The 12,894-nt window shown below is 71.4% G+C and carries 16 protein-coding genes; 6 read left to right on the forward strand and 10 right to left on the reverse strand.

Features of this window, described 5'->3' with window-relative positions:
- Positions 1-12: 12 nt before the first annotated feature.
- Positions 13-1,611 (reverse strand): ribosomal protection-like ABC-F family protein, encoded by a 1,599-nt coding sequence (abc-f, locus tag AC1DZC_RS04745; RefSeq protein WP_477039237.1) that lies wholly within the window; start codon positions 1,609-1,611, stop codon positions 13-15.
- Positions 1,612-1,771: 160 nt separating this feature from the next.
- On the opposite strand from abc-f, the gene AC1DZC_RS04750 reads away from it, so the two are divergent.
- The 6 genes from AC1DZC_RS04750 to AC1DZC_RS04775 all read left to right on the forward strand — a co-directional run bounded on the left by AC1DZC_RS04750 (position 1,772) and on the right by AC1DZC_RS04775 (position 5,802).
- Positions 1,772-2,425: a biotin transporter BioY gene (locus AC1DZC_RS04750; RefSeq protein ID WP_477042428.1), complete on the forward strand. Its 654-nt coding sequence runs from the start codon at positions 1,772-1,774 to the stop codon at positions 2,423-2,425.
- 2 nt (positions 2,426-2,427) lie between these two features.
- Positions 2,428-3,150 carry an energy-coupling factor ABC transporter ATP-binding protein gene (locus AC1DZC_RS04755; RefSeq protein WP_477042429.1) on the forward strand — a complete coding sequence of 241 codons (723 nt, stop codon included), beginning with the start codon at positions 2,428-2,430 and terminating at the stop codon, positions 3,148-3,150.
- On the forward strand, positions 3,147-3,779 hold the full coding sequence (locus AC1DZC_RS04760; protein ID WP_477039240.1) for a CbiQ family ECF transporter T component: 633 nt from the start codon (positions 3,147-3,149) through the stop codon (positions 3,777-3,779). Before AC1DZC_RS04755 ends, AC1DZC_RS04760 begins: the two co-directional genes overlap by 4 nt.
- A 69-nt stretch (positions 3,780-3,848) precedes the next feature.
- Complete coding sequence (locus AC1DZC_RS04765; protein WP_477042430.1) at positions 3,849-4,301, forward strand: TM2 domain-containing protein; 453 nt, start codon at positions 3,849-3,851, stop codon at positions 4,299-4,301.
- Between the two features lie 36 nt (positions 4,302-4,337).
- On the forward strand, positions 4,338-5,228 hold the full coding sequence (ypfJ, locus tag AC1DZC_RS04770; RefSeq protein ID WP_477039242.1) for a KPN_02809 family neutral zinc metallopeptidase: 891 nt from the start codon (positions 4,338-4,340) through the stop codon (positions 5,226-5,228).
- A 7-nt stretch (positions 5,229-5,235) separates the two neighbouring features.
- Positions 5,236-5,802: a GNAT family N-acetyltransferase gene (locus tag AC1DZC_RS04775; RefSeq protein WP_477042431.1), complete on the forward strand. Its 567-nt coding sequence runs from the start codon at positions 5,236-5,238 to the stop codon at positions 5,800-5,802.
- A 1-nt stretch (position 5,803) separates the two neighbouring features.
- On the opposite strand, the gene AC1DZC_RS04780 is transcribed toward AC1DZC_RS04775, so the two are convergent.
- The 9 genes from AC1DZC_RS04780 to AC1DZC_RS04820 are packed head-to-tail and all read right to left on the reverse strand — an operon-like array spanning position 5,804 to position 12,888.
- Positions 5,804-6,148 (reverse strand): cupin domain-containing protein, encoded by a 345-nt coding sequence (locus AC1DZC_RS04780; RefSeq protein WP_477042432.1) that lies wholly within the window; start codon positions 6,146-6,148, stop codon positions 5,804-5,806.
- Positions 6,149-6,179: 31 nt separating this feature from the next.
- Complete coding sequence (locus AC1DZC_RS04785; RefSeq protein ID WP_477039245.1) at positions 6,180-6,506, reverse strand: metal-sulfur cluster assembly factor; 327 nt, start codon at positions 6,504-6,506, stop codon at positions 6,180-6,182.
- The gene (gene sufU / locus AC1DZC_RS04790) at positions 6,503-6,976 is read right to left on the reverse strand and encodes a Fe-S cluster assembly sulfur transfer protein SufU (RefSeq protein ID WP_477039246.1); all 474 of its coding nucleotides are present in this window, start codon (positions 6,974-6,976) and stop codon (positions 6,503-6,505) included. Before sufU ends, AC1DZC_RS04785 begins: the two co-directional genes overlap by 4 nt.
- Positions 6,973-8,283 carry a cysteine desulfurase gene (locus AC1DZC_RS04795; protein WP_477042433.1) on the reverse strand — a complete coding sequence of 437 codons (1,311 nt, stop codon included), beginning with the start codon at positions 8,281-8,283 and terminating at the stop codon, positions 6,973-6,975. Before AC1DZC_RS04795 ends, sufU begins: the two co-directional genes overlap by 4 nt.
- Before the next feature lie 13 nt (positions 8,284-8,296).
- Positions 8,297-9,061, reverse strand: a complete 765-nt coding sequence (gene sufC / locus AC1DZC_RS04800) for a Fe-S cluster assembly ATPase SufC (protein WP_477039248.1) — start codon at positions 9,059-9,061, stop codon at positions 8,297-8,299.
- Between the two features lie 35 nt (positions 9,062-9,096).
- Positions 9,097-9,429: a non-heme iron oxygenase ferredoxin subunit gene (locus AC1DZC_RS04805; protein WP_477039249.1), complete on the reverse strand. Its 333-nt coding sequence runs from the start codon at positions 9,427-9,429 to the stop codon at positions 9,097-9,099.
- Positions 9,426-10,715 (reverse strand): Fe-S cluster assembly protein SufD, encoded by a 1,290-nt coding sequence (gene sufD, locus AC1DZC_RS04810; protein WP_477042434.1) that lies wholly within the window; start codon positions 10,713-10,715, stop codon positions 9,426-9,428. Before sufD ends, AC1DZC_RS04805 begins: the two co-directional genes overlap by 4 nt.
- A complete protein-coding gene (gene sufB, locus AC1DZC_RS04815; RefSeq protein ID WP_477042435.1) occupies positions 10,715-12,166 on the reverse strand; it encodes a Fe-S cluster assembly protein SufB in 1,452 nt (483 codons plus the stop codon). Before sufB ends, sufD begins: the two co-directional genes overlap by 1 nt.
- Positions 12,163-12,888, reverse strand: a complete 726-nt coding sequence (locus AC1DZC_RS04820; protein WP_477039252.1) for a helix-turn-helix transcriptional regulator — start codon at positions 12,886-12,888, stop codon at positions 12,163-12,165. The genes sufB and AC1DZC_RS04820 overlap by 4 nt, the downstream gene beginning before the upstream one ends.
- Between the last annotated feature and the right edge of the window lie 6 nt (positions 12,889-12,894).

The following is a 12,894-nucleotide window of genomic DNA, read 5'->3' on the forward strand; positions in this document are numbered from 1 at the left end:
GTCATGTCCGGGTCAGGCCAGGGCGATGAGGTCCAGGTACGACGGGTTCCACAGGTCCTCGTCGCCGTCGGGCAGCAGCAGGACGCGCTCGGGGTCGAGCGCGGCGACGGCGCCCTCGTCGTGCGAGACCAGGACGACCGCGCCGGAGTAGCCGCGCAGGGCCGCGAGGATCTCCTCGCGGGAGGCAGGGTCCAGGTTGTTCGTGGGCTCGTCGAGGAGCAGGACGTTGGCCGACGAGACGACGAGGGCCGCGAGCGCGAGGCGGGTCTTCTCGCCACCGGACAGGACGCGGGCGGGCTTGTCGGCGTCGTCGCCCGAGAACAGGAAGGAGCCGAGGACCCCACGGACCTGGGTCTCGGTCAGGTCCGGCGCCGCGGACTTGAGGTTCTCGACGACGGTCCGCTCGAGGTCGAGGGTCTCGTGCTCCTGGGCGTAGTAGCCGAGCTTGAGGCCGTGCCCCGCCCGGACCTCACCGGTGTCCGACTGCTCGACGCCGCCGAGGATCCGCAGCAGCGTCGTCTTCCCGGCGCCGTTGAGGCCGAGGACGACGACCTTGCTCCCGCGGTCGATCGCCAGGTCGACGCCGGTGAAGACCTCCTGCGAGCCGTAGGTCTTGGACAGGTCGGCGGCCGTGAGCGGGGTCTTGCCGCAGGCGGCGGGCTCGGGGAACCGCAGGTGCGCGACCTTGTCGGACGCGCGCACGGCCTCCAGGCCCGACAGCAGCCGCTCGGCCCGGCGCGCCATGTTCTGCGCGGCGACGGTCTTGGTGGCCTTGGCGCGCATCTTGTCGGCCTGCGCCATGAGCGTCGAGGCCTTCTTCTCGGCGTTGGCGCGCTCGCGGCGGCGGCGCTTCTCGTCCGTCTCGCGCTGCTGCAGGTACGCGTCCCAGCCGAGGGCGTACTGGTCGAGCTGGGAACGGTTGGCGTCCAGGTGGAACACCTTGTTCACCACGGCGCGCAGCAGGTCGGCGTCGTGCGAGATGACGATGAGACCGCCCGAGTACCCCTTGAGGTAGTCGCGCAGCCACATGATCGAGTCGGCGTCGAGGTGGTTGGTCGGCTCGTCGAGGAGCAGGGTCTCCACGCCCGAGAACAGGATGCGCGCGAGCTCGACCCGGCGGCGCTGACCACCGGAGAGCGTCCCGATCGTCTGGCTCAGGACGCGCTCGTCCAGGCCGAGGTTCGACGCGATCCGATGCGCCTCGCTCTCGGCGGCGTACCCACCGGCCGCGCTGAACCGCGCGTCCAGGCGCGTGTACCTGTCCATCGCCTTCTCGCGGACCGCGTCGTCCTCGCTGGCCATCGCGGTCTCGGTGGCGCGCAGCGAGCGCACGATCTCGTCGAGACCGCGGGCGCTGAGCACGCGGTCCATGGCGAGCTGCTCGAGGTCGCCCGTGCGGGGGTCCTGCGGCAGGTAGCCGACGTCGCCGGAGCGAACGATCTGGCCGCCCGTCGGCTGCGTCTCGCCCGCGAGGGTCTTGGTGAGGGTGGTCTTGCCGGCACCGTTGCGCCCGACCAGACCGATCCGGTCGCCGGCCGCGATGCGGAACGACGACTCCTCGAGCAGCACACGTGCGCCGATGCGCAGCTCGACAGCCTGGGCGGTGATCACTTGACGGTTTCCTCCGATTTCGCCGTGCGGCTCTTGGTCGCCGGCACAAACGCCAGCAAGTCTACGTGCGGCTAGCGTTGTCGCCGGTCGCTGAGTCGCAGGACACAGCCGTCATCGCGGGCTCTCCCGCCACCCATCGACGACGATCAAGGGGTTAGCCATGGCCAACACACCTGACAACGCCGTACCCGCACTCACCGATGCCGCGCCGCTGGCCGTCCCGGTCGCCCGTTCCTCAGCCGCCACCGACGTCGCGCTCATCGCGAGCTTCGCCGCCTTCATCGCCGTCTGCGCGATCCTGCCGGGCATCCCGACGCCGTCGGGCGTGCCGATCACGCTGCAGACCTTCGGCGTCATCCTTGCCGGTCTCGTGCTCGGCTGGCGCCGCGGTGGGCTGGCCGTCCTGCTCTACCTCGCGCTCGGGCTGGTCGGCCTGCCGATCTTCGCCGAGGGCACCGGCGGCGTCGCCGTGCTGAGCAAGCCGTCGGTCGGCTACCTGCTCGCGTTCCCGGTAGCCGCCGTCCTGGCCGGCCTGTTCGCCACCCTGGGCCTGCGCGCCGTCGACCGGGCCCGTCGGTACGCCGGGGTGTGGCGCTACGTCGCCCTGGTGGTCGCGGGACTCGCCGCGAGCTTCCTGAGCATCCACCCGGCCGGCATCGCCGGGCTCATGGGGGTCCTCGGGATCACGTTCCGCGAGGCGCTCGCGATCGACGTCGTCTACTGGCCCGGCGACGTCATCAAGAACCTCGCCGCGGCCGGTGTGGCGCTGGCGATCTTCCGCGCGTTCCCCGACATGCTGCGCAACCGCCGCTGACCGTGCCTGTCATCGCGCTCGACGAGGTCCAGGTCACCGCCTACAGCCCTGACCCGGCGGGCGGTGCGGACCGCATCGTGCGCCTGCTCGGACCGGTGACCCTGCAGCTCGTCGAGCGCCGCGTCGCGATCGTCGGCGCCAACGGCTCCGGCAAGTCGACCCTCGCGCGACTGCTCAACGGCCTCGTCCTGCCCTCGTCGGGCACCGTCCGGGTGGACGGCCTCGACACGGCGCGGGACGGGGCCGCCGTGCGTCGCCGGGTCGGGTTCATGTTCACCGACCCGGACGCGCAGCTCGTCATGCCGACCCCCGTCGAGGACGTCGCACTCTCGCTGCGGCGGCTCCCGCTGGACGCGGCCGCCCGCGACGTGGCCGCCCGGCAGGCGCTCGCGCGGTTCGGCCTGGCGGACCGTGCCGAGGTCCCGGTCCACTCGCTGTCGGGTGGCCAGCGCCAGCTGCTCGCCCTCGCGTCGGTGCTCGCCACCGAGCCCGAGATCCTCGTGTGCGACGAGCCGACCACGCTGCTCGACCTGCGGTGGCGCCGCGTCGTCGACGAGCTGCTCGCGGGACTCGACCAGCAGGTCGTCGTCGTCACGCACGACCTCGACGCGGCGCTGCAGGCGGACCGGGTGCTGGTGGTCGAGGAGGGCGAGGTCGCGTTCGACGGCGAGCCCGCCGCGGCGGTCCGGTTCTACCGGGAGCTCATGACGGTGGGCAACCCGTGAGCGGCCCCCTGCGCCCGCCCTGGACCGGACCCCTCGGTCTCTACCACCCGGGCACGAGCGTGCTGCACCGTGCTCCCGCCGGCCTCAAGCTGCTCCTGCTCGCCCTGTTCGCGCTCGCGGTCGTCCTCGCGCACGGCCCGGTATCGGCGCTCGTCGCGCTGGGCGTCGCGCTGCTCCTGCAGGTCGTCTCCCGCGTCCCCTGGCACCGGACCACCCGCGGTCTGGTGCCCACGCTCGTGATCGCCGCGATGATCGGCGCGTACCAGTGGTGGGCCCGGGGCTGGGCGACGGCGATCGAGGTCGCGGTCGACCTCGTCGCGCTCGTGCTCGTCGGCACACTGCTCACGGCGACCACCCGCGCCGACACGCTGCTGGACGTGCTCGCGCGGATGGCGCGGCCCCTGCGGCACGTGGGCCTGTCCCCCGAGCTGTTCGGGCTCACCGTCGGCCTGTTCCTGCGGACCATCCCCGTCCTGGTGCGCACGACGTCGGAGACACGCGACGCGGCCCGGGCCCGCGGCCTGGAGCGCAACCCCCGGGCGGTGCTGGTGCCCGCGGCCGTGCGGATGGTCGCCCACGCCCGCGCCACCGGCGACGCGCTCGCCGCACGAGGTCTGGGCGAGGACTGATCGGCCGCCCCACCTGCGATAACGTCGTCGCAGATTCCTGCCCAGAACGAGCAGACCGGAGCGAGTCGGATGAGCGAGCCCACGGAACCGTCCCCCGAGACACCCCCGCCGTACGGCACGCCGCCGCAGGGGCAGTACCCGCCGCCGCCCGCCCCGTACGGCCAGCCCGGTGCGAACCCGCCGCCGCCCTACGCGCAGGGCCAGTACCCGCCGCCGCCGTACGGGCAGCCGGGGTACCCGCCGCCGGGCCTGTACCCCTTCGACCCTCAGGCGAAGTCGAAGATCGTCGCGGGCCTGCTCGGCATCTTCCTGGGCGGGTTCGGCATCCACCGCTTCTACCTGGGGTACACCGGCATCGGGCTGACCATGCTGCTGGTCGGCATCGTCGGCGGGATCGTCACGTTCGGGATCCTGTGGGTCGTGGTGTGGGTCTGGGGCTTCATCGAGGGGATCCTCTACCTCGTCGGCTCGCCCGGGTCGTCCTGGGCGCACGACTCGACCGGCCGCCCGCTGCGCAGCTGAGGAGCGGTCCGCCGCTCCGGCCGCTACGTTGCGAGCATGACGTTCCAGGAGGGTGGCAACTTCGACGCGGGCCGCGTCCGCAAGCGCGGTCCCGGCAAGGGCGGCATCGCCGTCGGTGGGGGCATCGGCGGGATCGCGGTGGTCGCGCTCGTCCTGATCCTGCAGGCCACGGGCAACAGCGAGCTCGCCAACGTCGTGAACCAGGTGGCCGGCGGTGCCGGCGGCGGTGGTCAGCAGGCCGAGAGCACCCTCGAGGCGTGCACCGCGGCCGAGGCGAACACCGACCGCGAGTGCCGGCTCGAGGGGACGATCGAGTCGCTCGACGTCTACTGGGCGGCCGCCGTGCCGAACCAGTTCACCCAGCCCGGGGTCACCTCGTTCTCGCAGTCCGTGAGCACCGGCTGCGGCAACGCCTCCAGCGCGAGCGGCCCGTTCTACTGCCCGCCCGACAAGACGATCTACCTCGACGTGAGCTTCTACGACGACCTCGAGTCGCAGCTGGGCGCGCAGGACGGCCCGTTGGCCGAGATGTACGTGACCGCCCACGAGTACGGCCACCACATCCAGACGATTACCGGCGTGATGGACCAGGCGGACCGGCAGGGCACCGGCGCGGACTCGGACTCGGTGCGCACCGAGCTGCAGGCCGACTGCTACGCGGGCATGTGGGTGGGCGACGCGACCGAGACGCTCGACCCCGACACCGGCAAGCCGTTCCTGAACCCGATCACGCAGGAGCAGCTGCAGAACGCGCTGAACGCCGCCGCCGCGGTCGGCGACGACCACATCCAGAAGCGGGGCGGCGGGGACGTGAACCCCGACGCGTTCACGCACGGCACGAGCGAGCAGCGCGAGCGCTGGTTCACAACCGGCTACGAGCAGGGCACCCTGGAGGCGTGCGACACGTTCGCCGCCGACACCCTGTGAGGCTCCGATGGACGACTACGACGTCCGGGCGCTGACCCCGGACACCTGGGACGCGTTCGCGCGGCTCGCCGAGAAGCACAACGGTGTCTGGGGCGGGTGCTGGTGCACGTACTTCCACCCGAGCCTCCCCGACCGGGCACCGGGTGCCGAGGGCAGTCGCCTGATGAAGCACCAGCTGGTCGTCGAGGGGCGGGCGCACGCTGCGCTCGTCTTCGACGGCGACGCGGCGGTCGCCTGGGCCGAGTACGGGACCCCCGGCGAGCTCCCGAACGTCCAGCACCGCAAGGACTACCTCGCCGGGCTCGAGCGCGAGCCCGACTTCCGGATCACCTGCTTCTTCGTCGACCGGGACTACCGGCGACGAGGGGTGTCCCGCATCGCCCTGCAGGGCGCGCTCGACCTCATCGCCGCGGCGGGCGGCGGCATCGTCGAGGCCTACCCCCACGACACCGGCGGCGCGAAGAAGTCGGCGTCCTTCCTCTACAACGGCACGCGCACGCTCTTCGAGGAGGCCGGCTTCGCGTACCAACGGCCCAAGGGCAAGGGCAACTGCGTGATGGTCACGACCGTCTGACTCACGCCTGCCCGACGATGTCGACCGAGATCTCCACCGCCGGGACGGTTCCCCGGTTCTCGAGCCAGTGGACCGTGCCCCGGTCCTCCGCCCAGCCCGGGCCTGGACCGTAGTCCGTCGACGTGCCGTCCCGATGGTCGGTGACCGTTCCCTCGAGCACGTAGACCATGCCCGGCCGGCCCACGTGGTCGTGCACGGGACCGAACACTCCTCCAGGCGCGATCGTCACCTTCCGCATCCGGAGCCGGCGTCCCTCCATGCCCGGGAGCTCGGGGCCGAGGTCGACGACGGTCAGCTCCTCGACCTCGATCCCCCGGGTCGGCGGGGACAGCTGTTCGTCGGGCATCGGCCCGCCTCCAGGAAGTCCGGGTCGCGCGTCAGATGTTGAAGCCGAGCGCCCGCATCTGCTCGCGCCCGTCGGGCGTGATCTTCTCGGGGCCCCACGGCGGCATCCAGACCCAGTTGATGCGGAAGCCGTCGACGATGCCGTCGAGCGCGGTCGCGGACTGGTCCTCGATGACGTCGGTCAGCGGGCAGGCCGCGGACGTGAGGGTCATGTCGATGATCGCCGTGTTCGTCTGGTCGATGACGACCCCGTAGATCAGGCCGAGGTCGACGACGTTGATGCCGAGCTCGGGGTCGATGACGTCGCGCAGGGCTTCCTCGACGTCGGCCACTGTCGTGGGAGATGGCTGGATGGTCATGAGTCCTCCGTGGGACGGGCGCCGGTCTTGATGAGTGCGTCGGTCAGCGCGGACCAGCCGAGCAGCGCGCACTTGATGCGGGCGGGGTACTTGGCCACCCCGGTGAAGGCGGTCGCGTCGCCGAGGGAGTCCTCGGCGGACTCGTCGTCCAGGCCGTTGCCGCGGGCCGACATCAGCTCGCGGAAGGTGCCGCCGATCTGGTCGACCGTGGCGAGGTCGTTGCCGACGACCAGGTCGTGCAGGACCGAGACCGAAGCCTGCGAGATGCTGCAGCCCTGGCCCTCCCAGCGGACGTCGCGCACGATGCCGTCCTCGAGGTCGACCTGGAGGGTGACCTCGTCGCCGCACGTCGGGTTGACCTGGTGCGACTCACCGACATGGGCACCGGCGAGCCCGAGGCCGCGGCCGTGGGGGAACTTGGCGTGGTCGAGGATGACCTGCTGGTACAGCTGCTCCATCGAGGAACTCATGACACCTCCAGACCGAAGAACGCCCGGACCCCCGCCAGTGCTTCCCGGAAGACCTCGATCTCGTCGTCCGTCGTGTAGACGGCCGCGCTGGCCCGCGAGGTCGACGCTACGCCGAACCGGCGGTGCAGGGGCTGGGCGCAGTGGTGACCCACCCGCACGGCCACGCCGGCGTCGTCGAGCACCTGGCCCACGTCGTGGGCGTGCACGCCGTCGACGACGAACGAGACGGTCGCCAGGCGGTCGCGGGTGTCGGTCGGACCGATGACGCGCACGCCCGGGACCGAGGCGACCGCGTCGAGCAGCAGCCCGGCCAGGTGGTGCTCGTGCGCGGCGACCGCGTCCATGCCCAGCTCACCGAGGTAGGACGCCGCGGCGCCCATCCCGATCGCCTGCGACACCATCTGCGTGCCGGCCTCGAACCGCTGCGGCGGCGGCGCGTAGGTGGTCTTCTCCATGGTCACGACCTCGACCATCGAGCCTCCGGTGGTGACCGGGGGCATCGCCTCGAGCAGCTCGCGCCGGCCGTAGAGCGCGCCGACGCCCGTGGGTCCGAGCATCTTGTGCCCGGAGAACGCGGCGAAGTCGACGCCCAGCGCCGTGAGGTCCACGGGCAGGTGCGGCACGGACTGGCACGCGTCGAGCACCGTCAGGGCCCCGACCTCACGGGCCTTGGCGACGAACGGGGCGACCGGCGTGATCGCACCGGTCACGTTCGAGGCGTGCGTGAAGGCGATGACCTTGGTCCGCGACGTCACGACCGTGTCGAGCTCGTCGACCCGGATGCGCCCGTCGTCGTCGACCCCTATCCACGTCAGCGTCGCGCCCGTGCGGGCCGCGAGCTCCTGCCACGGGACGAGGTTCGCGTGGTGCTCGGCCTCCGTCACGACGATCTCGTCGCCGGGACCGAGGGCGAGCCGGCGGGCCGCCTCTCCCCCGCGTCCCAACGACGCGTTGGACATCGCGTACGCGACCAGGTTGATCCCCGCGGTCGCGTTCGACGTCCAGACCAACGACCCCGGCGAGACGCCGACGAAGGAGGCGACGCGGTTCCGCGCGTCCTCGAACGCCTCGGTGGCTTCTTCCGCCAGCTGGTGCGCGCCGCGGTGCACGGCGGCGTTGCGCTGGATGTAGAAGTCCTGCTCGGCGTCGAGCACGACCTCGGGCTTCTGCGAGGTGGCGCCCGAGTCGAGGTACACCAGCGGGCGACCGCCGCGCAGCGTCCGCGCGAGCAGCGGGAAGTCCGCGCGCACGGCGGCCAGCTCGGACGCGGCGAGCGTCCGGGCCGGGACCTCGAGGGTGCTGGTCATCGTCTCGGCTTCCTCAGAGAACGGTCGCGGTCGACAGGAAGCGGTCGTAGCCCTCGTTCTCGAGGCGGTCGGCCAGCTCGGGCCCGCCCTCCTCGGCGACCTTGCCGTCGACGAAGACGTGCACGAAGTCGGGCGTGATGTAGCGCAGGATCCGCGTGTAGTGCGTGATCAGCAGGACACCGACGTCCGGGTTCTCCTTCACGCGGTTCACGCCCTCGGAGACGACGCGCAGCGCGTCGACGTCGAGGCCGGAGTCGGTCTCGTCGAGGATCGCGAACTTGGGCTTGAGGAGCTCCATCTGCAGGATCTCGTGGCGCTTCTTCTCGCCACCGGAGAACCCCTCGTTGACGGAGCGCTCGGCGAACGCCGGGTCCATGCGCAGGTCGTCCATCGCCTTGCGCACGTCCTTGACCCAGGTGCGCAGCGGCGGCGCCTGGCCGTCGATCGCGGTCTTGGCGGTACGCAGGAAGTTGGACACGCTGACGCCGGGCACCTCGACCGGGTACTGCATGGCGAGGAAGAGGCCGGCGCGGGCGCGGGCGTCGACCGACAGCGCGAGGACGTCCTCGCCGTCGAGCGTCACGGTTCCGCTGGTGACGTGGTACTTCGGGTGGCCGGCGAGCGAGTAGGCCAGCGTCGACTTGCCGGAGCCGTTCGGGCCCATGATGGCGTGCGTCTCGCCGCTGGCGACGGTCAGGTCGACGCCGCGCAGGATGGCCTTCGGGCCCTCCTTCGTCTCGACGCTGACGTGCAGGTCGCGGATCTCCAGGGTGGACATGCGGTGTTCCTTCGATTCGGGGCTGGGGCAGGCAGTTAAAGAGGTGAATCCACGTCGACCAGCACGCGCTGGCCGTCGACGGTCACGGGGTAGACAGGGACGGCGCGCACGGCGGGCGGGCCGGTGGGCTTGCCGGTGCGCAGGTCGAAGCGGGAGCCGTGGAGCCAGCACTCGATCGTGCAGCCCTCCACCTCCCCGTCCGACAGCGAGACGGCACCGTGGGAGCAGATGTCGGAGATGGCGTGCAGCTCGCCGTCCTCGTCACGCACCAGCGCGACCTCGACGGGACCGCGCTCACCCTCGAGCTCGACGCGGAACGTCCCCTCGACGGGCACGTCCTCGTCGTAGCAGGCCAGCTGGGCGCTCATGCACCCTCCGTCGTCAGGCCCACCTCGGAACCCTCGACGTGGGCGTCGGACATGCCGTCCAGGACGCTCATCGACTTCTCGAGCTCGCGCTCGATCGCCCCGAGAAGGCGCTCCTCGATGGAGGCCACGCCGATCTCGTGGATGAGCTCCGCGAAGAAGCCGCGGACGACGAGGCGACGCGCGTCGGTCTCGGGGATGCCGCGGGCGCGCAGGTAGAACAGCTGCTCGTCGTCGAACCGGCCGGTCGCGCTGGCGTGGCCGGCGCCCTCGATGAGACCGGTCTCGATCTCGAGGTTCGGCACCGAGTCGGCGCGGGCGCCGTCGGACAGGACCAGGTTGCGGTTGAGCTCGTACGTGTCGGTGCCCTCGGCGGCCGCACGGATGAGCACGTCGCCGACCCAGACCGTGTGCGCGCCCTCGCCCTGCAGCGCGCCCTTGTAGGTCACGCGCGAGACGCAGTTGGGAACCGCGTGGTCGACGAAGAGACGCTGCTCCTGGTGCTGGCCGGCGTCGGCGAAGTACAGGCCGAGCATCTTGACGTTCGCGCCCTCGCCGACGAACTCGGCGTCCGGCGTGATGCGCACGACGTCGCCGCCGAGCGTGACCGCGATGTGCTTGACCGTGGCGTCGCGGCCGATGCGCAGCCGGTGGCTCGTGGCGTGCACGGAACCGTCGGCCCAGTCGTGCACGGAGACGACGGTCAGGTGTGCACCCTCGTCGGCGACGATCTCGACCGTCTCGGTGAGCGCGGCGTGCCCGACGTGGTCGATGACGACGACGGCCTGCGACAGCGCCTCGGCGTGCACGAGCAGGTGCGTGGCGCTCGGCTCGAGCGCCTGGGAGCCACCCTCGACGCCCTCGACCCGGATGGACGTCACCTCGGAGGCGACGGCCTCCTTGGGGATCGTCACGACGGTCGCCCGCGGGTAGGAGGCCCACGCGACGGCGGCCGTCCGGTCCCCGGGCTCGCCGGCGGTGCCCAGGCGGGCGTCGCCGCGGTCCACGATCTCGACCGTCACCTCGGGCGCCTCGACGACCGTCGTCAGCACGCCGTGGCCCGTCAGGACGCCGTCGGTCGCTCCGGCGAACAGCGGCGCGAGCCGGTCGATCGGCGAGAAGCGCCACTCCTCCTCGCGTCCGTTGGGCACGGGGAAGTCGGCGACGTCGAACGACGTCGGCCGCGACGCGCGGGAGGACTCGGGGGTCCCGCCGACGCCGTGGGTGTGGCTCCCGTCGGCGACCGCCTTCGAATGATCGGTCGACAGGGAGTCTGTTGCGGTCGTCATCAGCCGACGGCCCCTTCCATCTGCAGCTCGATGAGGCGGTTCAGCTCGAGGGCGTACTCCATCGGCAGCTCGCGCGCGATGGGCTCGACGAACCCGCGCACGATCATGGCCATGGCCTCGGTCTCGGGCATGCCTCGGGACATCAGGTAGAACAGCTGGTCCTCGCTCACGCGCGACACGGTCGCCTCGTGGCCCATCGACACGTCGTCCTCGCGGACGTCGACGTACGGATAGGTGTCGGACCGGGAGATCTGGTCGACCAGCAGCGCGTCGCAGAGCACGTTCGACGCGGAGTGGTGGGCGCCCTCGAGCACCTGCACCAGGCCGCGGTACGACGTGCGGCCACCGCCGCGCGCGACCGACTTGGAGACGATCGAGCTCGACGTGTACGGCGCGGCGTGCACCATCTTGGCGCCCGCGTCCTGGTGCTGGCCGGCACCGGCGAACGCGATCGACAGGGTCTCGCCGCGGGCGTGCTCGCCCATGAGGTAGATGGCCGGGTACTTCATGGTCACCTTGGAGCCGATGTTGCCGTCGACCCACTCCATGGTGGCGCCCTCGGCCGCGGTCGCCCGCTTGGTGACCAGGTTGTACACGTTGTTCGACCAGTTCTGGATGGTCGTGTACCGCACGCGGGCGTTCTTCTTCACGATGATCTCGACGACCGCGGAGTGCAGCGAGTCGCTCGAGTAGACCGGCGCGGTACAACCCTCGACGTAGTGCACGTACGAACCCTCGTCGGCGATGATCAGCGTCCGCTCGAACTGGCCCATGTTCTCCGTGTTGATGCGGAAGTAGGCCTGCAGCGGGATCTCCACGTGCACGCCCGGCGGGACGTAGACGAACGAGCCACCGGACCAGACGGCCGTGTTCAGCGACGCGAACTTGTTGTCGCCGGGCGGGATGACGGAGCCGAAGTACTGCTCGAACATCTCCGGGTACTGCTTGAGGGCGGTGTCGGTGTCGAGGAAGATGACGCCCTGCTCCTCGAGCGACTCCTGGATCTGGTGGTAGACCACCTCGGACTCGTACTGCGCGGCGACGCCGGCGACGAGGCGCTGCTTCTCGGCCTCCGGGATGCCCAGGCGGTCATAGGTGCTCTTGATGTCGTCGGGCAGGTCCTCCCAGCTGGTGGCCTGCTTCTCGGTGGAGCGCACGAAGTACTTGATGTTGTCGAAGTCGATGCCCGACAGGTCCGAGCCCCACCAGGGCATGGGCTTCTTGTCGAACAGGCGCAGCGACTTCAGGCGCGTCTTGAGCATCCACTCGGGCTCGTTCTTGAGCGCGGAGATCTCCCGCACCTTCGCCTCGGAGAGGCCACGCGTGGCCACCGAGCCGGCGGTGTCGGCGTCGTGCCAGCCGTAGTTGTAGTTCCCGATGGAGGCGATGGCCTCGTCCTGGGTCATCTGCGGCGCAGCGGCGGCAGACGAGCTGTCGGTCTGTGCACTCATGCTGGGTGTCCTTCCACGGAGAGCACGGTCTGGTGGGGGGCTGAGATCGAGACGGGTATGTGGGTGGTGCAGACGTGACCGCCGCCGGCCAGCGTCGCGAGGCGCTGCACGTGCACGCCGAGCATCCGGGAGAACGCCCGGGCCTCGGCCTCGCACAGCTGGGGGAACTCGTGGGCGACGTCCTGCACGGGGCAGTGGCCCTGGCAGAGCTGCATCGCGGTGCCACCTGGTGCCGGTCGGGCCGAGGCGGCGTACCCGTCGGCGGCAAGGCCGTCGGCGAGGGCTCGGACTCGTGCGGCGACGTCGTCGCCGGCCGCCTGGACGGCGGCGCCGTGACGCTCCTCGAGCTCGCGGACGCGCAGCTCGGCGAAGCCCTGCACGGCCTGCGGCCCGGCGGTCTCGGCGAGGAAGCGCAGCGCCTGCGTCGCCAGGTCGGAGTAGCGGTGCGAGAGCGCCGCCTGACCGTGCGCCGTGACGACGTAGCGGCGGGCGGGACGACCGCGACCCTTCGGTGCCGAACCCGAGCCGGACTCGTGCACCGCGACCTGGTCGCTGTCCTCGAGCACGCCCAGGTGCCGGCGGATGCCGGCCGGTGCGAGGTCGAGCTGAGCGGCGAGCTCGGCCGCCGAGACGGGGCCCGTGGACGCGATCAGCTGGAGGACCCGCTGGCGCGTCCCGGCGTCCGAGGTGTCCGTGTGCTCGACGGGCAGCATCGCGCTCATGACACC

This window comes from Cellulomonas sp. P2_B4 (genome assembly GCF_056404795.1).

Excerpts from the sequence above, each read along its gene's own strand:
- AC1DZC_RS04750 (WP_477042428.1), top strand. The coding sequence starts at position 1,772 with ATGGCCAACACACCTGACAACGCCGTACCCGCACTCACCGATGCCGCG.
- AC1DZC_RS04765 (WP_477042430.1), top strand. The coding sequence starts at position 3,849 with ATGAGCGAGCCCACGGAACCGTCCCCCGAGACACCCCCGCCGTACGGC.
- ypfJ (WP_477039242.1), top strand. The coding sequence starts at position 4,338 with ATGACGTTCCAGGAGGGTGGCAACTTCGACGCGGGCCGCGTCCGCAAG.
- AC1DZC_RS04775 (WP_477042431.1), top strand. The coding sequence starts at position 5,236 with ATGGACGACTACGACGTCCGGGCGCTGACCCCGGACACCTGGGACGCG.
- AC1DZC_RS04780 (WP_477042432.1), bottom strand. The coding sequence starts at position 6,148 with ATGCCCGACGAACAGCTGTCCCCGCCGACCCGGGGGATCGAGGTCGAG.
- AC1DZC_RS04785 (WP_477039245.1), bottom strand. The coding sequence starts at position 6,506 with ATGACCATCCAGCCATCTCCCACGACAGTGGCCGACGTCGAGGAAGCC.
- sufU (WP_477039246.1), bottom strand. The coding sequence starts at position 6,976 with ATGAGTTCCTCGATGGAGCAGCTGTACCAGCAGGTCATCCTCGACCAC.
- AC1DZC_RS04795 (WP_477042433.1), bottom strand. The coding sequence starts at position 8,283 with ATGACCAGCACCCTCGAGGTCCCGGCCCGGACGCTCGCCGCGTCCGAG.
- sufC (WP_477039248.1), bottom strand. The coding sequence starts at position 9,061 with ATGTCCACCCTGGAGATCCGCGACCTGCACGTCAGCGTCGAGACGAAG.
- AC1DZC_RS04805 (WP_477039249.1), bottom strand. The coding sequence starts at position 9,429 with ATGAGCGCCCAGCTGGCCTGCTACGACGAGGACGTGCCCGTCGAGGGG.
- sufD (WP_477042434.1), bottom strand. The coding sequence starts at position 10,715 with ATGACGACCGCAACAGACTCCCTGTCGACCGATCATTCGAAGGCGGTC.
- sufB (WP_477042435.1), bottom strand. The coding sequence starts at position 12,166 with ATGAGTGCACAGACCGACAGCTCGTCTGCCGCCGCTGCGCCGCAGATG.
- AC1DZC_RS04820 (WP_477039252.1), bottom strand. The coding sequence starts at position 12,888 with ATGAGCGCGATGCTGCCCGTCGAGCACACGGACACCTCGGACGCCGGG.